Below are 19,868 nucleotides of genomic sequence, written 5' to 3'. Positions count from 1 at the left end.
TGTTACAGATAATCGCGCAGCCGGTAGTACGCCATGCCCAGCACCAGGGCCGGCGTGCGCATCAGGCGACCGCCCGGGAAGTCGCGGTGGCGGATGCGGGTGAACAGGTCAAAGCGTGACGCGCTGCCGGCGATCGCCTCGGCCACCACGCGGCCGGCGATCTGCGTGATGTTGACGCCGTGCCCGGAGAAGCCCTGCAGGTAGTAGACGTTGGCCGAGAGCCGGCCGAAGTCCGGCGCGCGGTTCATGGTGATGTCGCAATAGCCGCCCCACGCGTAGTCGACCTTCACGTCGGACAGCTGCGGGAACACCCTGAGCATGTCCTCGCGCATCGCCGCAGCGAGGTTGGCCGGCTCCTTGCCCGAGTAGCTGACCTTGCCGCCGAACAGCAGGCGGTGGTCGGCGGACAGGCGGTAGTAGTCAAGCACGAACTGGGTGTCGCACACCGCCATATTGTTAGCGATCAGCGCGCGCGCCCTCGCCTCGCCCAGGGGTTCGGTCGCGATCACGTAGGTGCCGGCCGGCATGATGCGCCGGTCGAGCATTGGTGCAAGCTCGCCCACGTAGCTGTTGCACGCGAGCACCACCTGGTCGCAGTCGACGTGGCCGCGGGCGGTATGCACGCGCGGGCGCGCGCCGTGCTCGACGCGGGTGACCGCGGTGCCTTCAAAGATGCGCACGCCAAGCTTGAGCGCCGCACGGGCGAGGCCCAGCGTGTAGTTCAAGGGGTGAAGATGGCCCGAGTGCGGGTCGAACAGGCCGCCCTGGTAGCGGTCGCTAGCAAGTTTGGCGCCGAGCGTCGCCTTGTCCCACAACTCGGTGCCGGTGTAACCGTAACGGGTCTCCAGCGTATCCTGCCACTTGGCCAGCTCGCCCATCGCCTGCGGCTTGACCGCCGCGTTGCAGAAGCCGCGCGTCCAGTCGCACTCGATGCCGAATTCGCGCACGCGGCTGTCGATCAGCTCGACCGCCTCGACGGTCATGTCCCACATCACGCGGGCGGTATCCTGTCCCAGCTGGTCGACCAGGGTGTCGATGTCGCAGGCGTAGCCGGCGATCACCTGCCCGCCGTTGCGCCCGGACGCCCCCCAGCCGACTTTAGAGCCCTCGAGCACGACCACCGACAGCCCCTGCCGGGCGAGCTCGAGCGCGGCCGACAGGCCGGAAAGGCCGCCGCCGACCACGCACACGTCCGCGCTCGCGGCGCCGTCCAGCGGCGGCTGGTCGTCCCAGGGGACGGCGGTCGCGGCGTAATAGGACGGGGCGTGGGGCTGGCGGACGAATTCGAGCATAAGGGTGCTTTCGGGTGGTTGGAAAAAGGGGTGGATCAGGGGATGACGGTCATTGCAGGGTTTTCCTGAAAATAGGCGCCCGCGCCTGGACCGCGCGGGCGCCGGGAACCTTACGCGCGTCCCGGGCGGCCCAGGCTTTCGAGCGGCACGTCGGGCAGCTTGGGCGCGTCGGCGCGCATCGCCTCGGCGATCGCCCTGTCGCGCTTCCTTTGTGCATTTAGCATAAAGTAGTTGGCGAGCACGACGAAGCTGCCGACCACCAGCACGGTGATCGTCGCCAGCGCGTTGATCTCCGGATTCAGGCCCAGGCGCACCTTGGAGAAGATCACCTGCGGCAAGGTGGTCGAGCCGGGGCCGGACAGGAAGGCGGTGGTCACCAGGTCGTCCAGCGACAGCGTCACCGACAACAGGAAACCCGACGCGATCGCCGGCGCGATCAGGGGCAGCGTGATCACGAAGAAGATCTTCAGGGGCTTGGCGCCCAAGTCCATCGCCGCGTCCTCCAGGTTCTTGTCCATCTCCACCAGCCGCGAACGCACCACCACCGCGACGTAGGCCATGCACAAGGTGGTGTGGCCGACCCAGATCGTGAAGAAGCCGCGCTCGGTGGGCACGCCGATCAGCTGCTGCAGCGAGATGAACAAGAGCAGCATCGAGAGGCCGGTGATCACCTCAGGCATCACCATCGGCGCGGTGATCATCCCGGCAAACAGCGTGCTGCCTGGGAAGCGCTTGAAGCGCGCGAGCACCAGGCCGGCGATGGTGCCCAGCACCACGGCCGCCGCCGCGGCGGCCAGCGCGATGCGGACCGACAGCCACACGGCCGAGAGGATCTGCTCGTTCTCGAACAGCGACGCGTACCAGCGCAAGGAAAAGCCGCCCCACACCGTCACCAGCTTGGACGCGTTGAACGAGTAGACGATCAGGCTGAGGATGGGCACATAGAGGAACAGGAAGCCCACCACCAGCGCGCCCTTCAGGAAGGGAGAGAGCTTGCCGTTATGCATGGTTCTTGCCCTCCAGCTCGCGGGTTTCGAAACGGTGGAACAGCGCGGTCGGCACGATCAGGATCAGCGCCATCACCGCCGCCACCGCCGAGGCCATCGGCCAGTTGTTGTTGTCGAAGAACTCGTTCCACAGCACCTTGCCGATCATTAGCGTCTCCGAGCTGCCGACCAGTTCCGGGATCACGAATTCGCCGACCGCCGGGATGAACACCAGCATCGAGCCTGCGATGATGCCGTTTTTCGACAAGGGCAGCGTGATCGTGAAGAACGCCTTCATCGGGCGTGCGCCCAGGTCCGCCGCGGCTTCCAGCAGGCGCAGGTCAAGCTTCACCAGGTTGGAGTAAAGCGGCAGGATCATGAACGGCAGGTAGGCGTACAGCATCACGATGTACAGCGAGAAGTCGGTATGGAAAAGGTGCAAGGGCTCGTCGATCAGCCCCGTAGACATCAAGAAGCTGTTGATCAGCCCAGTCTCGTTGAGGATGCCCATCCACGCGTACACCCTGAGCAGGAACGACGTCCAGAAGGGCAGCATCACCAGCATCAGGAGTACGTTGCGGCGCGCCGGGTCGGTGCGCGCGATCGCGTATGCGATCGGGTAGCCCAGCAGCAGGCAGCCGATGGTGGTGAACAGCGCGACCTTCAGCGACGACAGGTAGGTGTCGAAGTAGAATTCGTCGGTGAAGATGTACAGGAAGTTCGACAGGTTCAGCTTGACGTTCAGGTAGCCGTCGGCGTACTCGGTCAGCGCGGTGAACGGCGGAATCGCGATGTCCTGCTCGGCGAAACTGATCTTGAGCACGATCAGGAACGGCACCAGGAAGAACAGCGTCAGCCACAGGTAGGGGACGGCGATCACGCTGCCCCGGCCCGGGCTCAGTTTACGCAAGAGGCTCATGACCATCCTCCTTACGCGGTCAGCACGACCGGCATGTCGTCACGCCAGCTGATCCAGACCTCGTCGTCCCAGGTCGGCTCGGTCTCGCCCGCCTCGTACCAGCGGTTGGCCGGCACCATCGCCTTGACCACCTTGCCGCTGCCAAGCTGCACGTGGTAGACCGAATAGCTGCCCAGGTACGCGATCTCGCGCACCTTGCCGCGCGCGCGGTTGGGGCCGGGCTCGACCGGACGGATGTCGACACGGATGTCTTCCGGGCGCACGCTCGCCCACACTTCCATGCCCTTGGGCCCGGTGATGCCGTGGCCGATGCTGATGCGACCGCCCAGTTCCGGTGCGTCGATCTCGACGCGATCCGCCTCGTCGACGGCGACCGCGCCGCCGAACAGGTTGGTCTCGCCGATGAATTCGGCGGTGAAGCGACAGTTCGGGTAGTCGTAGATCTGCGAGGGCGTGCCGACCTGCAGGAGCTGGCCCTCGCTCATGATGCCGATGCGGGTGGCCATCGTCATCGCCTCTTCCTGGTCGTGGGTCACCATGATGCAGGTCACGCCGACCTTCTCCAGCGTATTGACGAGCTCGAGCTGCGTCTGCTGCCTGAGTTTCTTGTCGAGCGCGCCCAGGGGCTCGTCGAGCAGCAGCAGCTTGGGGCGCTTGGCGAGCGAGCGCGCCAGCGCGACGCGCTGCTGCTGGCCGCCGGAGAGCTGGTAGGGCTTGCGCGTCGCGTACTTCTTCATCTGCACCAGCTCCAGCATCTCGGACACCCGCGCCGAGATCTCGTCCTTGGGCAGGCCATCCTGCTTGAGGCCGAAGGCGATGTTCTGCTCGACGCTCATGTGCGGAAACAGCGCGTAGCTCTGGAACATCATGTTGATCGGCCGGTTGTAGGGCGCAAGGCGGGTGATGTCCTGGCCGTCGAGCAGGATCTTGCCGGCGGTCGGCGTCTCCATGCCGGCCAGCATCCTCAAGAGGGTCGACTTGCCGCAGCCCGAACTGCCCAACAGGGCGAAGATCTCGTGCTGATGGATCTCGAGGTCGACGTGGTCGACCGCGGTATGGTCGCCGAACTTCTTCACGACTCCGGCAATCTTCAGGTACGCCTGCTGGCCGGCCTCCTTGGCCGGTAGCTGGGCGCTTGCGACGGCATCCTTCATGATGGCTGTTCCCTCTGCTTGTTCTGCGTGCGGCACCGGCCGCACGGCGGGGTTGCGTCAAACGGCTACGTCATCTGTTTAAGCAATCATCATTCCAGCGGACCCTCCCGCCCCGCTACCGGCCCCTCCCGGCAAGCCGGAGCGGCCATACGCGGCATCTCGCTGGCATTGACCTAGCTTATTCCATGTTTAATAAATTTGACAACGATCAAAGATTGTTCATTGCAACAGCAGATTACACACCGAAATCTATTTTTCATAAAGCGCGTATTACCAAAGCAAGGGCATTTTGCTGCCAGATTGTCGGACATTGAAAAGATTTCTTGCGCAACACCGGGCACCACCCTGACGTTTAAGGCATCCAACACGCACCATTCTTGCGCATTGCACAACAAAAATAATGCCCATCCGGCATCACATTGGCATCGTCGGAAGTAAACTTGGATCAAAGCCCGCGACCGGAGCGAAGCCCATGCCCTACCTCGAAGTCGACCACCGCCGCCTGTTTTACGAGCGCAGCGGGCAGCCGGACGCGCCGGCCCTCCTGCTGATGAACGGCATCACCATGAACACCGCCGCGTGGACCTGGCTGATGCCCGTGCTGGAAAGATGCTTCGACGTGATTCGCGTCGACTTCTGCGGGCAGGGGCTCAGCGACAAGCCGGACGAAGCGCGCTACCCGCTCGCGCGCCAGGCGTCCGACGCGGCGGCGCTGCTCGGACAACTGAAGGTAGCACGCACGCATGTGCTGGGGCTCTCCTACGGCGGCATGGTCGCCCTCCACTTCGCCCGCCACCACCCCGAACGCGTCGACCGCCTGCTGCTGGCGGCGACGCTGGCGTGGTCGGACCCGGTCAACGCGCTGATCGCGCGCAACTGGGTCGACAGCGACAAGGCCGGCGGCTTCGCGCTGCGCTTTGACAGCGGCTTGCCTTGGCTCTTCTCCAGCCGCTTCCTTGCCGCGCAAGCCCAGCTTCTGCCAACCCTCAGGCAGTTCGCCGAGGCGGTCGACTGGCCGGCGGCGCAAAGGCTCAGCCGCGGCGTGCTCGAGCACGACGCGCGCAGCTGGCTGAACGAAATCCGTTGCCCGACGCTGGTGGTGGTCGGCAGCGAAGACAGGCTGACCCCGCGACACCAGGCCGAACTCATCGCGCACGGCATCGCCGGGGCACAACTCTTGCTGCTGGACGGCTGCGCGCACGCGCTACACCTGGAGGCACCGGACGCGCTCGCCGGCGCCGCCCAACGATTCCTGCTCCAACCGTGAGGACACCCGCCATGGACCGCATCCAGATCAGGCAAACCGAGGGCGTGCTGTCGCTCAGCCTGAACCGCCCCGACCTGCACAACGCCTTCGACGACGAGATGGTCGACGAGCTGACCCGCGCCCTCGAGGCCGCCGGCGCCGACCCGGCGGTGCGCGTCGTCGTGCTGACCGGCAACGGCATCAATTTCTCGACCGGCCACGACATGGCGTGGCTGCAGGCGATGGCCGACATGGACGCCGGCCGCGTCGAGGCGCAGGCGGCGCGCATCGGCCGCATGCTGCAGACGCTCGATACCCTGCCCAAACCGACCATCGCCCGCGTGCAGGGCTCGGCGTTCGGCATCGGCGCCGCGCTGATCGCCTGCTGCGACATCGCCTGCGGCGTGTCCGGCGCGCTGTTCAGCTTTCCGGACGTGAGGCTGGGCGCGGTGCCGGCCGCGGTCGCGCCCTTCGTGCTCAGGAGCCTGGGCACTCGCGCGTGCCGCCGCTACTTCGTCAGCGCCGAACGCTTCAACGCCGGCAAGGCCAAGCGGCTGGGGCTGTTGCATATGGTGGTCGAGGAAGAAGAACTGGACGCGGTGATCCGCCAGCAGGTGGGCAACCTGCTCGCCAACGGCCCGCAGGCGATGGCCGCGGCCAAGGCGCTGCTGCAAAGCCTGTCTGGGCTGGGCACCTCGCCCGCGGCGCTCGCGCTCGCCGCCGGCGAGGCGGCCCGCGTGCGCACGTCTGGCGAAGGCCGCGAGGGGCTGGCGGCCTTTATCGAGAAGCGCCCGCCCGCGTGGGTGGGCTAGGCCGGGACGGTGGGTCGCCACCGCGCAAGGCCGGGGCGCATTATGGCAAGATCATGACCGGGACGCGGGTTATCATCGGCGCACTGCGCCGACCCCGTTGAAAGGATTGATGTGTCCGCGTCCGGTTTTCTCGCTGCCGCCCTGTCGGCCGCGTCCCTCGCCGTCAGTCAGCGCGGCGGCCCCCTCTGCCGCGAGCTCGCGCGCGGCGTGCTGGAACTCTCCCCGCGCGGCGCGCACGCCGCCACGCCGGCCTTCGTCGTGTCGGCCGGCGTGCACGGCAACGAGACCGCGCCGGTCGAGATCCTTGCCGCCATCGTCGACGACGTGCTCGCCGGGCGGCTGCCGCTTGGCGTGCGCCTGCTCGCCGCGCTCGGCCACCCGGACGCGCTGCAAAGCGGCGAGCGCTACCTCGACTACGACATGAACCGGCTGTTCTGCGGCCGGCACGCGTTGCAGGCGGGCGCACGCGAAGCGGCGCGCGCGGCCGAACTCGAAGCCTGTGTCGGGGAGTTTTTCGATACCGCACGCGGCGCACGGCTGCACTACGACCTGCACACCGCAATCCGCGGCTCGGTCTACGAGCGCTTCGCGATCGTGCCCTACTTGGGTGGCGAACGCCCGGCGCGGCAGCGCCTGGCCACGCTCGCCGGCGCCGGCATCGAGGCCGTGCTGCTGCACAGCGCACCGGCGGCGACCTTCAGCTACCACACCAGCCACCATCACGGCGCCGAGTCGTACACGCTGGAGCTTGGCAAGGCACGGGCGTTCGGCCAGAACGACCTTGCGCGCTTTGCCGCGATCGACGCGCAATTGAGGCGCCTGGTATCGGGCGAGCCCGCGCGCGAGGGCAAGATCCCGCCCTGCTTTGCCGCCAAGTACGACCTCATCAAGAAGAGCGAGGCGTTCCGCCTGCACCTGGACGCCGACGTCGAGAACTTCACGCGGCTTGCCGCCGGCAGCCTGATCGCCGAAGACGGAGCGACCCGCTACGTCGCCGCAGGCGGCGACGAGCGCATCCTGTTCCCCAACCCCGGCGTCAAGCCGGGGCTGCGTGCGGGGATCGTGATCGGGCCGGTCAGCCCCTGAGCGCCGTGCCCGTTACAGGTAACGGAACAGGTTGAGCTCGGACACCAGCTTGTAGGTCTTCTGGGTGGTGTCCATCGCCAGCAAGGCCATGTTGAGGTCGCTGACCGCCTGCGCGTAGTCGAGATCCTGCAACTGGCCGACGGCCGCCTTGTACTGCACGTCTAAGCCCTCCCCGGTCTTGGCAAGCTGCTCGACCTCGGCCCGGCGCGCGCCGACCGCAGTATGCGACCTAAGCAATTGTTCGTGCCCGTCCTTGAGGCCGCTGATCGAAGCGGCCAGCGACTCGTCGTAGGTGGGCGGCAGCGGGTCTGCCTCCCAGCGCCCGGCTACCGGGTTACCCGCGGCATCGAGCGCAGGCTTCAGGTGAGGGACGCCGTTGTTGTCGACATGAGGCAAACCGTCCTTGAACACCATCGGGTTACCGTCCTTGTCGAGAAACGGCACGGGCGGCGTGGCCGTGTTGTCCATTACCTGCTCCCCCTCCGGCCCGCCAGCCACCGAATTCATTCCCGAAGGCCCGTCGGCCAGAATCTTGTCCAGCCGTGCCAGCGACTGCCACAGCTTGTTGCCGTCGCTAAACGCGTCCGGGTTATTCGGGTCGGCCACGGACGAGCCGCCGCCAAACACCAGGCCGCCCGGCTCGGTCACCGCGATGTCGCGGGTGCTTGAGGCCTGGATCTCCTGCCGCCCCCAGTCGCCGTGATACTCGATCTTCATCTCGGGTTCGAGCTCGAGGCTGAATGGCGGCGTCTGCGAGCGGGTGCCGCCGAACACGTACTTGCCCTGCCCGTCCGTGCTGTTGGCGATGCCGACCAGCGCCTTGGTCTGCTCCTGGATCTGGGTGCGGATGTACGCCCTGTCCTCATCCTTGAGCGACGCGTTGCCCGCCTGCACGGCGAGCGACTGGATGTTCTGGATGATCTCGCCGGCCCGGAACAGGTACTCCTCCGACAAGGCGAGGCTCGACTCGATGGTCTTGCTGTTCGCCATCATCTGGTCGTTGCGCGAAATCGACTGGTCGAGGTTGATCAGCTGGGCCGAAGCCACCGGATCATCCGACGGGCGGTTGATTCTTTGCAGCGACGACAGTTGCTCGTTGAGCCTGGCCAGACGGTACTGGTTGCTCTGGATGCTGTAGGTCGACGCGATGAACTGGGTATTCGAACTGATACGCATGGATTGGCCTTTCTATCAGCGCATCTGCAGGAGGTCGGAGAAGATCTGCTGCGCGATCTGGATCACCTTGCTCGATGCCTGGTACGCCTGCTGGTAACGGATCAGGTTGGCCGCCTCGATATCGAGGTTGACACCGGAGAACGACTCGCGCGCGAGATAGGTTTCCTTAAGGGTGGAGCCCTGCGCCTCGGCGGCGACCTTGACCTCGTTGGTCTTGCTGCCGACAAAACTGACCAACTGGCCGAAGAAACCCTCGAAATTGGTCGTCTTGATGGCCGAGCCCCCTGGCGTGAAGTTGGTCGTGCCGTTCGGCGTACTCGACATGGTCTCCTTGGTCTGGATCTTGATCAGCTCGAGCATGTTGGCGTTGTCGGCCGGCTGGAAATCGGCTTTACCCTCTGCCGTATCGAGGCCCAGCGCCTTGTTGCCGATGGTGAACGTCTTGTCTTCCTTGCCCATCCCCTCGGCCTTGAACTCGATCGACAGCTTGTTGGCCGGGTCGGTCGCGCGCAGGATGAAGCCGCCGGCAGCCTGCCCGTTGGGGACAATCTCGTAGCCGGTGGCAGGCTTGGCCACCACAAAGCTGCTGCTCGCCGCGTCGTAGCGGACCTCGAAACCGCCCGTAGGCAGGCTGGGCGCCTTGCCTGTCGGCGCGTAGTCCTCGTAATTGCCGGGCGCGGTCTGCCAGATCGACGTGATGACGGGCTGCACCGGCTGCGTGGCGTCGACAGACCCGGCCTTCAAACCGCTGCCCACCGCCAGGCGCGAGGGGTCGGACACCACCACCGAGAAGTTGGCCGCCGCGTCGCGGTACGCCTTCATCTGCGACTCCAGCGTCTCGACCTGGCCGGTCGCCGGGTTTACTTCGCCGACCGCGACCGGCCGCAAGCCGTTAAGGTCCTTGAACAGCGGACCGCCCTGCTCGTTGTAGAGGTCACGCCCCAACGAAGACTGGCGGTTCATCTGGTCGGCGACCTCGATCACCAGCCGTCCCAGGTCGGCCTGCGCGCGGTTGATCGCCTCGGCCTTGCTGTTGATCAGCCCGGACAGCGAGCCGCCGTCGAACAGCCGATCCGGAATGCGGACCGTACCGTTGCTGCCGGCGTAGGCGATTTCGAGCTTTTGCGGGTCGACCGCGTTCTCGACCACCTCCAGCGGGAAATGCTCGCCCGAGGCGACCAGCGCCTGCCCGCTGCCGATGGCGATGGTGTAGCGGCCGTCGGACTGCACCGTCACGTCGGCCTTGACCAGCTTGTTCAGATCGAGCACCAGCTGGTCGCGCTGGTCCAAGAGGTCGTTCGGCATCGCGTCGGCCTGCGACAGCGACTGGATCTGCACGTTGATGTCGGCGATCTGGCTGGCGATCGCGTTGACCTGCGACACCGTCGAGCGGATCTGCGTATTGGTGCCCTGCCTCAGTTCCTCGAGGCGGGTGTTCAGCAACTGCACGCGGCCGGCGAACGCCTGCATGCCGTTGATCGCCGCCTGGCGTGCCGGGATCGACTCAGGGCTCGCGTTGATCCCCTGCAGCGACTTGAACATGCCCGAGAGGCTGGCCGACAGGCTGGTTGCCGGGTCGCCCAACAAATCGTCCAGTTGCGAGAGCGTATTAAGCTGGGTCGCGTAGTTGCCGTCCTGCGTGGTCGCGTTGGCGAGCTGGCGCTCGAGGTAGCGGTTGTAGACGCGGTTGACTGCGGTCAGCTCGACGCCGCGGCCCAGATAGCCGTAACCCTCGAAGCTCGGGAAGGCGGCGGCCTGGCTGACCTGCTGGCGGTGGTAACCCGGTGTGTTGACGTTACCGATATTGTGGCTGGTCGTCGACAGCGCCACCTTCGCCGCATTCAGGCCGGAGAGGCCGATATTGAAGATACTGCTCATCGTGTCTCCTTGATATTCCCTTATCGGCGCAAGGGGTGCATTACTTTAGCGGACACGCTCAAACCCCCGCGTTGCGGGCGACCGCAACCAGCTTGCCGGCGTACGAGGGATCCGTCGCGTAGCCGCCGTCCTTCAGCGCTCGCGCGTACGCGCCCATGTCGTTGCCGCTGCCCAGCGCCGCGCGGTAGCGCGGGTTACCGGCGATCAGCGCGGCGTAGTCGTCGAAGGCGGCCGCGAGGCTCGGGTAGGCGCGGAACGGCTCGACCTGCTTGCGCGCGCTGCTGCCGACAAACTCGGTGGTCAGCGTCGCCACCGCGTCGCCCTGCCAGTTACCGGTCGCCTTGATGCCGAACAGGTTGTAGCTGTCGCGTCCGTCCGCGTGGCGGATCACCCGCTTGCCCCAGCCGGATTCGAGCGCGGCGTGGCTGACGATCAGCATCGGGTCGACGCCGAGCTTCTCGGCCGCACGGCGCGCATGCGGCAGCACAGTCTCAACGAAGGCGCGCGCACCTTCGCCGTAACCCTGCGCCCCCTGCGAGCCGGCCGTGGCGCCTTCGCCCCCCTCGGCCGCCGCCAGCGCCTTGCGGGTACGCGCCGTCAGCGCGGCGCGCGTGAAGGTCTCGTCCAGTTGCGGCACGCCGCCGGCGGGTTTGGCCAGCCGCTGCACGTCCCGCGGCGCGACGTCCAGGTGCTGCAACTGGCCGATCTCGCGCGCGAGCATGTCGCCCAGGCCGATGCCGCCGGAGGCGACCATCGCCTGCACCATCTGCTGGTCGAGCATGCCGCGCCAGGTCTGCATGCCCGCGCTGTCTTCCTCGCCGTCCTCTTCGGTCGTCACCCGCATCGCACGCACCAGCGTCTCCATCAGCATCGACTCGAACTGGCTCGCCACCTCGCGCACGCCCGCCTCCGGGCTTTTGCGGGCGATGTCGGACAGGCGGTTGGCCGCGGACGGGTCAAGCGCGAGCTGGCGGGACAGCTCGGCGGGATTGAAACTGGCGGAAATGGACATGCGTACTCCGGTTGGTTACCGGCACCAAGCAAAAAGAGTGCCTGCAACCAAAACAAAAGGGCAGGGTTGCCCCCGCCCGCTGGCCGTCGTCAGGATCAGATGATCTCGAGCTCGGCCTTGAGCGCGCCGGCGGCCTTCATCGCCTGCAGGATCGCGATCAGGTCCTGCGGGTCGGCACCCAGCGCATTGAGCGCCGCGACCACCCGGGCAAGGTCGGTGCCACGCGGCACTTCGATCACCTTGCCGCTCTCGGCCTTGATGTCGATGTCGGCCTGGTTGGTGACCACGGTCCGGCCACCGGCGAGCGCATTCGGCTGGCTGACCTGCGGCGTATTGCTGACGGTAACCGACAGGTTGCCATGGGCGACCGCGCACGGCTCCAGCGTCACCGTCTGGTTCATCACGATCGAGCCGGTACGCGCGTTGACGATGACGAGAGGGGACGCTTTTGCCGCCGTGACGGCAATATTTTCCAGCCGCGACACGAAACGCACCCGCGCGTTGCTGTCCTGCGGCGCGCTCACCTCGATCAGGCGCGCGTCGATCGCGCGCGCGACCGGCCCCAGCGTGCGGTTGATCGCGTCGACCGCGTTGCTCGCGGTGCCGAAGTCCGCCTCGTTCAGTTCGACGGCGATGGTCGGGCCGGAGAGCTGGGTCGGCACCTCGCGCTCGACCGTCGCGCCGGCCGGGACGCGGCCGACCGACAGGTGGTTGACCTTGGCGCTGCTGCCGCCGGCCTGCGCGCCGGCGCCGCCGACGATCAGGCTGCCCTGCGCGATCGCGTAGATCTGCCCGTCCGCGCCCTTGAGTGACGACATCAGAAGCGTGCCGCCGCGCAGGCTCTTGGCGTCGCCGATCGACGACGCGGTGACGTCGATCTTCTGCCCGGCGCGCGCGAACGGCGGCAGCGTAGCGGTCAGGCTGACCGCGGCGACGTTTTTCGGGTCGAGCTTGAGCCCCTGCGGGATCTGCACGCCAAGCTGGTTGAGCATATTGCCCAGCGACTGCGTGGTGTAAGGCGTCGACGTGCCCTTGTCGCCGCTGCCGTCGAGGCCCACCACCAGGCCGTAGCCGATCAGCTGGTTGTCGCGCACGCCGCCGATGCTCGCCAAGTCTTTCAGGCGGGCGGCGGACGCCGGCAGCGACACCGCCAGCACGCACAGGAAGAGGAAGGTTCGCTTGATCATCTGTTTTGTCTCAGAACGGCAGGATGGTCAGGAAGAAACGGCCGAGCCAGCCGGTCTGGTTGAAGAGGCGGTTGCTGCCCTGGTTGACCTGCTCGAGACGCGCGTCGGCGACTCGGGTCGACGAGACGAAGTTGCCGGCCTTGATGTCGCGCGGGTTGACCACGCCGGACAGGCGCACGATCTGCAGTTCCTCGTTGATGCGCATCTGCTTCTCGCCGCTGACCATCAGGTTGCCGTTGGGCAGGGCGTCGATCACGGTGACCGTGATCGAGCTCGTGAACGAACTCGAGTTGGTATTGCTGCCCTTGCCGTTGCGGCTGGCCTCGCCCGCGCCGTTGATCGCCGCGCCGCCGAGCTTGTTTTCGATGTAGCCGGGGAAGAACGGCAGCTTGATGCCGGCGTCGATGCCGCCGGTGATGCTGGCGTCGCGGCTGCCCTTGCTCTCCTCGGACAGCGACGCCTGCGTTTTCTCCTCGATCTGCACGGTCAGGATGTCGCCGACGCGCACCGGCACCCGGTCCTCGAACATCGGCCGGTAGTTCGCGTTCTGGAAGATCGAACCGGTGGCGGGCAAGGCCTGCGGCACCGGCTGCGGACGTGCCGACACCGGCTGCGCGACAATGGACGGCTGCTGGCTCGCGCACGCGGCGAGCAACAGCGGCAACAACAAGAAAATTCTGGACACGGCCTGGATTCCCGCGCGGCCGCCAAGCAGCCGCCTTACAGTTGCGCGACGCGCTGGAGCATCTCGTCGGCGGTCTTGATCGCCTTGGAGTTCATCTCGAACGCGCGCTGCGCCTGGATCATGTTGATGAGTTCCTCGGTCACGTTGACGTTGGAGTCCTCGAGGTAGCCCTGGCTGATGGTGCCACGGCCTTCGACACCCGGGTCGCCCTCGATCGCCGCACCGGAGGCGGCCGTCGGAAGATACAGGTTCTCGCCCAGACTCTCCAGCCCCTGCGGGTTGACGAAGCTCGCGGTCTGGATATTGCCGGCGACCACCGGGTCGGGGTTGCCCTTGAGGAAGTACTGGACGACGCCCGACGCGGACACGCTCACCTGCGTCGCATCCGACGGAATGGTCACCGCCGGGTCGAGCAGGTAGCCCGCGCTGTTGACGATCTGGCCGTCCTGGTTGCGCTTGAACTCGCCGTTGCGGGTATACGCGATGGTGCCGTCGGCCATCGCGACGCGGAAGAAGCCGTCGCCGACCACCGCCAGGTCGAAAGTCTGCTCGGTGCGCACCAGGTTGCCCTGGGTGTGGATGCGCGCCGAGGCGACCGCCGCGGCGCCGGTGCCGACCTGCAGGCCGGTCGGCAAGGTGCCGCCGCCGGCGATCTGGCTGCCCGGCTGCCTGAGCGTCTGGTAGTAGAGGTCCTCGAAGATCGCGTTCGAGCGCTTGAAGCCCTTGGTGTTGACGTTGGCGAGGTTGTTCGAGGTGACGTCCAGCCGGAACTGGCTGGCGTCCATGCCGGTCTTGGCGATATACAGCGAGCGCATCATGGTGCGGGATCCTTATCGTTCTCAGCCCAGCGACAACAGCTGGGTCGCGCGCTGCGCGTTCTGGTCGGCCGTCTGCATCAGCTTGACGGTCAGGTCGTAATGGCGGGCGTGGCTGATCATCTGCACCAGCGACTCGACCGCGTTCACGTTGGACGCCTCGAGCGCCCCCGACACCACCTTGACGGTATCGTCCTGCGGCGCGATGCCGCCGGCGGACAGGCGGAACAGGCCGTCCTCGCCCTTGTATACCGCGCGCGCGCCCGGGTTGACCAGCTTGATCCGCCCGACTTCCTGCGCCTGGCGGTCGCCTCCGTCAACCGGCACCGCGCTGACCGTGCCGTCGCGGCCGATCAGCACGCGGCTGTTTTCCGGCACAGCGATCGGCCCGCCGTCGCCGACAATCGGCAGGCCCGAGCGCGTGCGCATCACGCCGGCCTCGTCGAGCACGAAGCCGCCGTCGCGGGTATACGCCTCGGCGCCGTCCGGCGCGGTGACCGCGAAGAAACCTTCGCCGGACAACGCGAAGTCGCGCTCGTTGCCGGTCTGCTGCAGGCTGCCCTGGGAGAGGTCGTGGCCGACGGTATGGTCGACCTGGTAGACGCGGGTCGGCGAGCCGTCGCCGACCACCGGTAGCGCACGGAACGCGACCTGGTCGGCCTTGTAGCCGTTGGTGTGGACGTTGGCGAGGTTGTGCGCCGTCGTCGACTGCTGCAGCTCGACATGTTTGGCGCCGTTCATCGCCACGTACAGCATGCGGTCCATGGGCTACCTTAGCGGATGTTGATCAGCGTCTGCAGGACCGTGTCCTGCGTCTTGATGGTCTGCGCGTTGGCCTGGTAGAAGCGCTGCGCGGTGATCATGTTGACGAGCTCGGTGGTCATGTCGACGTTCGACTCCTCGAGCGCTGCGCCCTGGATCAGGCCGACGTTGCTGCTGCCCGGCGCGTTGAGCTTGGGGCCGCCCGACGCGTAGGTCTCGGCCCAGCGGTTGTCGCCGATCGGCTGCAGGCCCTGCGCGTTGGCGAAGTTGGCGAGCACCACCTGGCCGATGATCTTGGTCTGGCCATTCGAGTAGCGCGCCTCGACATACCCCTCCTTCGAGGTACTGACGCTGGAGAGCACGCCGTCGGCCCAGCCGTTCACCCGCTGCTCGGCGTTCGCGTACGGGCCGGCGTTCTGCGTGAAGCCGGACAGGTCGATGGTGATCGACAGGTTGGCCGCGCCGTTGTCGAGCACATGGTTGAGCGTGTACGGCTGCATCGGCGACTGCACCTTGCCCGAGGTGTCGAACACCAGGTCCGGGTTCATCGCCTCGGGGGCGCCGCCGTCGACCCGCGAGAAGACCTTCCAGGTGTTCGGCGCGCCTTCCTGCTTCACGTAGTAGTACGACACCTGGTGGCTGACGCCGAGGCTGTCGTACGCCGTCACCGTGTTGGTGTAGTTGTAGGTGTCCGGATCCGGCGTGCCGGCGATGCCAACCGGGAACGGCTTGCCGGTCGTCGGCGCACCGTCCTGCGTCATCGCGGCCAGCGAGGTCGGCTGGCTGGTACTGGTCAGGCCGTTCAGGCTGACTGTCGCGTTGACGGCCGGCGTCGTGCTGGCCAGCGCCAGTTGCCCGCCCGCCGGTGCGGTGAGCTTACCCGCCGCGTCAAAGGTCAGCGTCGCTGGCGTCAGCGTCACCGCAGTGCCTCCGACCGATCCCGACACCGTCCACTGGCCGGGCGTGGCAGTCGGCGTATACGTCAGCTGCAGCGACTGCGCCTTGCCCGCTGCGTCGAATACCTGGATGGGCTGCGAAGTCACCGCCGAGGTCGGCGCGGTCGACGACAGGTTGGACTGCCCAACCGTGAGCGAAGCGGTCGGCTTGAACACGGAATACGGCGGCTTGGCGCGCGCGTCGAGGTTGGAGCCCAGGATCATTTCGGTCGTCGCCTTGGCGCCGATATTCGAAGTGTCGACACGCAGCCGCTCCGGCGGCCCGACCACCACCTCGCCGCGGTCGTTGACGCCGTAGCCGGTCAGGTAGTGGCCGGCGTTGACGAAGTAGCCGTCGCGGTCGAGCTGGAATTCGCCATTGCGGGTGTACATCGCCTGCCCGTCCAGGCCGACCATGCGGAAGAAGCCCTGGCCGGAAATCGCCAGGTCGAACGGGTTGCCGGTACTCGAGATGTTGCCCTGGTTGAACTGCTGGCTGACGGCGACGGTGCGCGCGCCGATGCCGGTGGCAGTGGCGGCCACGCCGTACATGCTCGCGGCGTACAGGTCGGCGAATTCGGCGCGCGAGCGCTTGAAGCCGATGGTGCTCGCGTTGGCGACATTGTTGCCGATTACGTCAAGCTGCTTGGACGCGGCGCCCAGTCCGCTCAGGCCTTGCTGGAAACTCATGGTTTATTCTCTCTCTTGGCCTGCTCAGACGATCTGCACGATCTCGGCGAGCGAGGTGGTCTTGCCGTTGGCCAGCATCAGCATCGGGATACCCTGCTCCCAGGTCACGCCGTTCACCTGCTGGAAGGCCAGCGCGGTCGACTTGACCGCGACGCCGGCGTTGCTCGCCTCGACCTTGAAGCTGTACTCGCCCGCCGGCAGCGCCTCGCCGTTGCCGTCCTTGCCGTCCCACTCGAAGTGGTTGATGCCGAGCTTGGGCTTGTCGATCGACAATTCGCGCACCACGTTGCCGTCCTTGTCGGAGACCGTGACCTTGACCTTGTCCGCGGGGCCGGCCAGTTCGACCGCGCCGGCGCCCTTGCCGCCTTCGCCCAGCACGAGGCCGTTGCCGTCGGTCATCACCTGCTTGCCGATCAGCGTCGCCGCCATCATCGACTGGTTGGCGAATTGCGACTGCAACAGCATGTTCATGGTCTGGTTCATGTTCTCCATGCCGGTGACGGTGCTGATCTGCGCCATCTGGCTGGTGATCTGCGCGTTGTCCATCGGGTTCATCGGGTCCTGCGCCTTCAGCTGCGCCATCAAGAGCGTCAGGAAGCGGTCCTGGATGCCTGCCGCCGAGTTGTCGTTCTTGCTGCCTGCCTTGGACTGCGCGGTCTTGTTGAGGTCCGTGATGATGTCGGTGTTGACGGTGGTCATGGTGGCCTTCCGGTTACTGGCCCAGTTGCAGGGTCTTCTGCATCAGGGTCTTGGCGGTGTTCATCACTTCGACGCTGGTCTGGTACGAGCGCGCGGCCGAGATCATGTCGGCCATTTCCTCGACCGGGTTGACGTTGGGCAGGCGGATATAGCCCTTGTCGTCGGCGAGCGGGTGCGACGGGTCGTACTTCAGGCGGAACGGCGAGGTGTCCTCGACAATCTGCGTGACGCGCACGCCGGCGACCTGCGGGTCTGCGGCAGTCACCGGCGTCGCCGAGAACACCACATGGCGCGCGCGGTAGGGCTCGCCGGTCGAACTGGTCGCGCTCTCGGCGTTGGAGATATTGCTCGCGACCAGGTTGAGGCGCTGCGACTGCGCGGTCAGTGACGAACCCGCGATGGTGAATACGTTGGCAAGCGACATGCTTACTGGCCTCCCTTGATCGCGTCGGACAGCCCCGAGATGCGGCGGCTCAGGAAAGTGAGGGTGCTCTGGTAGCGCAGCGCGTTCTCGGTGAACGCGGCGCGCTCGACGTCCATGTCGACGGTGTTGCCGTCCAGGCTGGGCTGCACCGCGGTGCGGTACTTGAGGTCGGCGCCGCCGGCATCGGCGCTGCCGCCGGCCAGGTGGCCCGCGTCGGTGCGCGCGAGCGCCATCGTGCGCTGCGCGTCGGCGGCGCCTTGCAGCGCCTGGCCGAAGTCGAAGTCGACCGCCTTGTAGTACGGGGTATCGGCGTTGGCGAGGTTGCCCGCCAGCACTTCGGTGCGGTACGCGCGCAGGTTCAGCGCGCGCTGCTGGAAATCGAAGTGTTTGCCTATCTTGTCGAGCATGCCTGCCTCCGTTTGACCACGGCACCAAAGCAGGAATCATGCCAGTAAATATCAGACGGCGAAACCTTGTGATAGCGGAAGCTTTACAATCGGCAAGACGGCGGCAGCGGCAAGAATTGCCGCCGCCACCGGCAAGCGACAGCTCAATCCTCGCGCAGCTCGAAGTCGTGCGTGATGTCGGCAGTCTTGCCCAGCATGATCGACGCCGAGCAATACTTCTCGGCGGACAGGCGGATCGCGCGCTCGACGGCGTCGGCCTTCAGCGCTCGGCCGGTGACCACGAAATGGAAGTGGATGCGGGTGAACACCTTGGGCTCGGTGTCGGCCCGTTCGGCGTCGATCTCGACCCAGCAGTCGCGCACGTCCTGGCGCGCCTTTTTCAGGATGGTCAGCACGTCGTAGCTGGTGCAGCCGGCGGTGCCGACCAGCAACAGCTCCATCGGCCGCGGCCCCAGGTTGCGCCCGCCGCCTTCCGGCGCGCCGTCCATCACCACCGCGTGGCCGCTGCCGGTCTCGCCGACGAAGCACACGCCGTCGACCCACTTCAATCTGGCCTTCATCATTCGCCCTTTCATCGCATGACAAAACGGCAGCGTACCACCGGGATTTGGGCTGACAAAGATTAGCCGGTAAAATGCACCGTTGTTTTTCTTATAAGAAACCACGCCATGCGAGTTCTGGGGTACGAATCTTCCTGCGACGAGACCGGGGTCGCGCTGTACGACACCGAAAAGGGCCTGCTCGCGCACTGCCTGCACACGCAGATGGCGATGCACGCCGAGTACGGTGGCGTCGTCCCCGAGCTTGCCAGTCGCGACCACATCCGCCGCGTGGTGCCGCTGACCGACGCCTGCCTGAAGGAAGCCGGCCTCACGCTCGCCGACGTCGACGCCGTCGCGTACACGCAAGGACCGGGGCTGGGCGGTGCACTCCTGGTCGGCGCGGGCTTCGCCAACGCGCTCGCCTTCGCGCTGGGCAAGCCGGTTGTCGAGGTGCACCACCTCGAAGGCCACCTGCTCTCGCCGCTACTGGCCGACGAGCGGCCGGAATTCCCCTTCCTCGCGCTGCTGGTTTCCGGCGGGCACAGCCAGATCATGGCGGTGCGCGGCGTCGGCAACTACGAGATCCTCGGCGAGACGCTGGACGACGCGGCGGGCGAGGCGTTCGACAAGACCGCCAAGCTGATGGGGCTCGACTACCCGGGCGGCCCGCGCCTGTCGAAACTCGCCGAGGAAGGCGACGCCACGCGCTTCACGCTGCCGCGGCCGATGCTGCACTCGGACAACCTCGACATGAGCTTCTCCGGCCTGAAGACGGCGGTGCTGACGCTGGTGCGCGACGTCGAAGCACAGGAAGGCGGCCTCAAGGAGCAGACGCGGAAAGACATCTGCCGCGCCTTCCAGGACGCCATCGTCGACGTGCTGGTCGCCAAGTGCCTGAAGGCGCTCAAACAGACCGGCTTCAAACAGCTGGTGGTCGCCGGCGGCGTCGGCGCCAACCGCCAGTTGCGCGAGGCGCTGAACAGCGCTGCACAGCGCCGCAAGTTCAAGGTGTTCTACCCGCCACTCGCGCTGTGCACCGACAACGGCGCGATGATCGCGTTCGCAGGCGCCTTGCGCCTGAAGTACGCGCACCCGGTCGCCGGCTACACGGTCAAGCCGCGCTGGGACCTCGCGTCGCTGCCCAAGGCCTGACCCCCTCCA

The 19,868-nt window shown here is 66.5% G+C and carries 20 protein-coding genes; 4 read left to right on the top strand and 16 right to left on the bottom strand.

The window, feature by feature from the left end:
- Positions 1-2: 2 nt before the first annotated feature.
- From GZH52_RS09565 to GZH52_RS09550, 4 genes are all read right to left on the bottom strand, one after another.
- The gene (locus tag GZH52_RS09565; RefSeq protein ID WP_163316249.1) at positions 3-1,292 is read right to left on the bottom strand and encodes an NAD(P)/FAD-dependent oxidoreductase; all 1,290 of its coding nucleotides are present in this window, start codon (positions 1,290-1,292) and stop codon (positions 3-5) included.
- A 110-nt stretch (positions 1,293-1,402) separates the two neighbouring features.
- Entirely contained in the window at positions 1,403-2,299 is an 897-nt protein-coding gene (locus tag GZH52_RS09560; RefSeq protein WP_163316248.1) for an ABC transporter permease subunit, read from the bottom strand.
- Positions 2,292-3,197 carry an ABC transporter permease subunit gene (locus tag GZH52_RS09555; protein ID WP_432417434.1) on the bottom strand — a complete coding sequence of 302 codons (906 nt, stop codon included), beginning with the start codon at positions 3,195-3,197 and terminating at the stop codon, positions 2,292-2,294. Before GZH52_RS09555 ends, GZH52_RS09560 begins: the two co-directional genes overlap by 8 nt.
- 11 nt (positions 3,198-3,208) lie before the next feature.
- On the bottom strand, positions 3,209-4,351 hold the full coding sequence (locus GZH52_RS09550; RefSeq protein WP_163316246.1) for an ABC transporter ATP-binding protein: 1,143 nt from the start codon (positions 4,349-4,351) through the stop codon (positions 3,209-3,211).
- Positions 4,352-4,823: 472 nt separating this feature from the next.
- On the opposite strand from GZH52_RS09550, the gene GZH52_RS09545 reads away from it, so the two are divergent.
- From GZH52_RS09545 to astE, 3 genes are all read left to right on the top strand, one after another.
- A complete protein-coding gene (locus tag GZH52_RS09545) occupies positions 4,824-5,618 on the top strand; it encodes an alpha/beta fold hydrolase (RefSeq protein WP_163316245.1) in 795 nt (264 codons plus the stop codon).
- A gap of 11 nt (positions 5,619-5,629) precedes the next feature.
- Positions 5,630-6,409: an enoyl-CoA hydratase-related protein gene (locus tag GZH52_RS09540; RefSeq protein ID WP_163316244.1), complete on the top strand. Its 780-nt coding sequence runs from the start codon at positions 5,630-5,632 to the stop codon at positions 6,407-6,409.
- 111 nt (positions 6,410-6,520) lie between these two features.
- Positions 6,521-7,495: a succinylglutamate desuccinylase gene (gene astE, locus GZH52_RS09535; RefSeq protein WP_349290652.1), complete on the top strand. Its 975-nt coding sequence runs from the start codon at positions 6,521-6,523 to the stop codon at positions 7,493-7,495.
- A gap of 12 nt (positions 7,496-7,507) precedes the next feature.
- Here astE and flgL read toward each other — a convergent pair whose 3' ends face one another.
- The 12 genes from flgL to GZH52_RS09475 form a co-directional block, all read right to left on the bottom strand.
- Positions 7,508-8,671 (bottom strand): flagellar hook-associated protein FlgL, encoded by a 1,164-nt coding sequence (gene flgL, locus GZH52_RS09530; protein ID WP_163316243.1) that lies wholly within the window; start codon positions 8,669-8,671, stop codon positions 7,508-7,510.
- Positions 8,672-8,686: 15 nt separating this feature from the next.
- Positions 8,687-10,549 (bottom strand): flagellar hook-associated protein FlgK, encoded by a 1,863-nt coding sequence (gene flgK / locus GZH52_RS09525; protein ID WP_163316242.1) that lies wholly within the window; start codon positions 10,547-10,549, stop codon positions 8,687-8,689.
- A 58-nt stretch (positions 10,550-10,607) separates the two neighbouring features.
- Complete coding sequence (gene flgJ / locus GZH52_RS09520) at positions 10,608-11,561, bottom strand: flagellar assembly peptidoglycan hydrolase FlgJ (RefSeq protein ID WP_163316241.1); 954 nt, start codon at positions 11,559-11,561, stop codon at positions 10,608-10,610.
- A gap of 95 nt (positions 11,562-11,656) precedes the next feature.
- Positions 11,657-12,748, bottom strand: coding sequence for a flagellar basal body P-ring protein FlgI (locus tag GZH52_RS09515; RefSeq protein ID WP_163316240.1), 1,092 nt, complete (start codon positions 12,746-12,748; stop codon positions 11,657-11,659).
- A gap of 10 nt (positions 12,749-12,758) precedes the next feature.
- A complete protein-coding gene (locus tag GZH52_RS09510) occupies positions 12,759-13,433 on the bottom strand; it encodes a flagellar basal body L-ring protein FlgH (protein WP_349290651.1) in 675 nt (224 codons plus the stop codon).
- Between the two features lie 35 nt (positions 13,434-13,468).
- Entirely contained in the window at positions 13,469-14,251 is a 783-nt protein-coding gene (gene flgG, locus GZH52_RS09505) for a flagellar basal-body rod protein FlgG (RefSeq protein WP_163316239.1), read from the bottom strand.
- A 21-nt stretch (positions 14,252-14,272) separates the two neighbouring features.
- The gene (flgF, locus tag GZH52_RS09500; RefSeq protein ID WP_163316238.1) at positions 14,273-15,013 is read right to left on the bottom strand and encodes a flagellar basal-body rod protein FlgF; all 741 of its coding nucleotides are present in this window, start codon (positions 15,011-15,013) and stop codon (positions 14,273-14,275) included.
- Between the two features lie 8 nt (positions 15,014-15,021).
- A complete protein-coding gene (locus GZH52_RS09495; protein WP_163316237.1) occupies positions 15,022-16,635 on the bottom strand; it encodes a flagellar hook protein FlgE in 1,614 nt (537 codons plus the stop codon).
- A 24-nt stretch (positions 16,636-16,659) separates the two neighbouring features.
- Positions 16,660-17,334: a flagellar hook assembly protein FlgD gene (locus GZH52_RS09490; RefSeq protein WP_163316236.1), complete on the bottom strand. Its 675-nt coding sequence runs from the start codon at positions 17,332-17,334 to the stop codon at positions 16,660-16,662.
- A 13-nt stretch (positions 17,335-17,347) separates the two neighbouring features.
- Positions 17,348-17,758 carry a flagellar basal body rod protein FlgC gene (flgC, locus tag GZH52_RS09485; protein WP_136551671.1) on the bottom strand — a complete coding sequence of 137 codons (411 nt, stop codon included), beginning with the start codon at positions 17,756-17,758 and terminating at the stop codon, positions 17,348-17,350.
- A 2-nt stretch (positions 17,759-17,760) separates the two neighbouring features.
- Positions 17,761-18,165: a flagellar basal body rod protein FlgB gene (gene flgB, locus GZH52_RS09480; RefSeq protein WP_163316235.1), complete on the bottom strand. Its 405-nt coding sequence runs from the start codon at positions 18,163-18,165 to the stop codon at positions 17,761-17,763.
- A gap of 143 nt (positions 18,166-18,308) precedes the next feature.
- Positions 18,309-18,725 (bottom strand): OsmC family protein, encoded by a 417-nt coding sequence (locus GZH52_RS09475; protein WP_163316339.1) that lies wholly within the window; start codon positions 18,723-18,725, stop codon positions 18,309-18,311.
- A 108-nt stretch (positions 18,726-18,833) separates the two neighbouring features.
- Between GZH52_RS09475 and tsaD the strand changes: the two genes are divergently transcribed.
- Positions 18,834-19,859, top strand: coding sequence for a tRNA (adenosine(37)-N6)-threonylcarbamoyltransferase complex transferase subunit TsaD (tsaD, locus tag GZH52_RS09470; protein WP_163316234.1), 1,026 nt, complete (start codon positions 18,834-18,836; stop codon positions 19,857-19,859).
- The last annotated feature ends 9 nt before the right edge of the window (positions 19,860-19,868 follow it).

The sequence above is a fragment of the Crenobacter caeni genome, assembly GCF_010435965.1.
Classification (GTDB): domain Bacteria; phylum Pseudomonadota; class Gammaproteobacteria; order Burkholderiales; family Chromobacteriaceae; genus Craterilacuibacter; species Craterilacuibacter caeni.
This window is presented reverse-complemented; position numbering and strand designations above follow the sequence as displayed.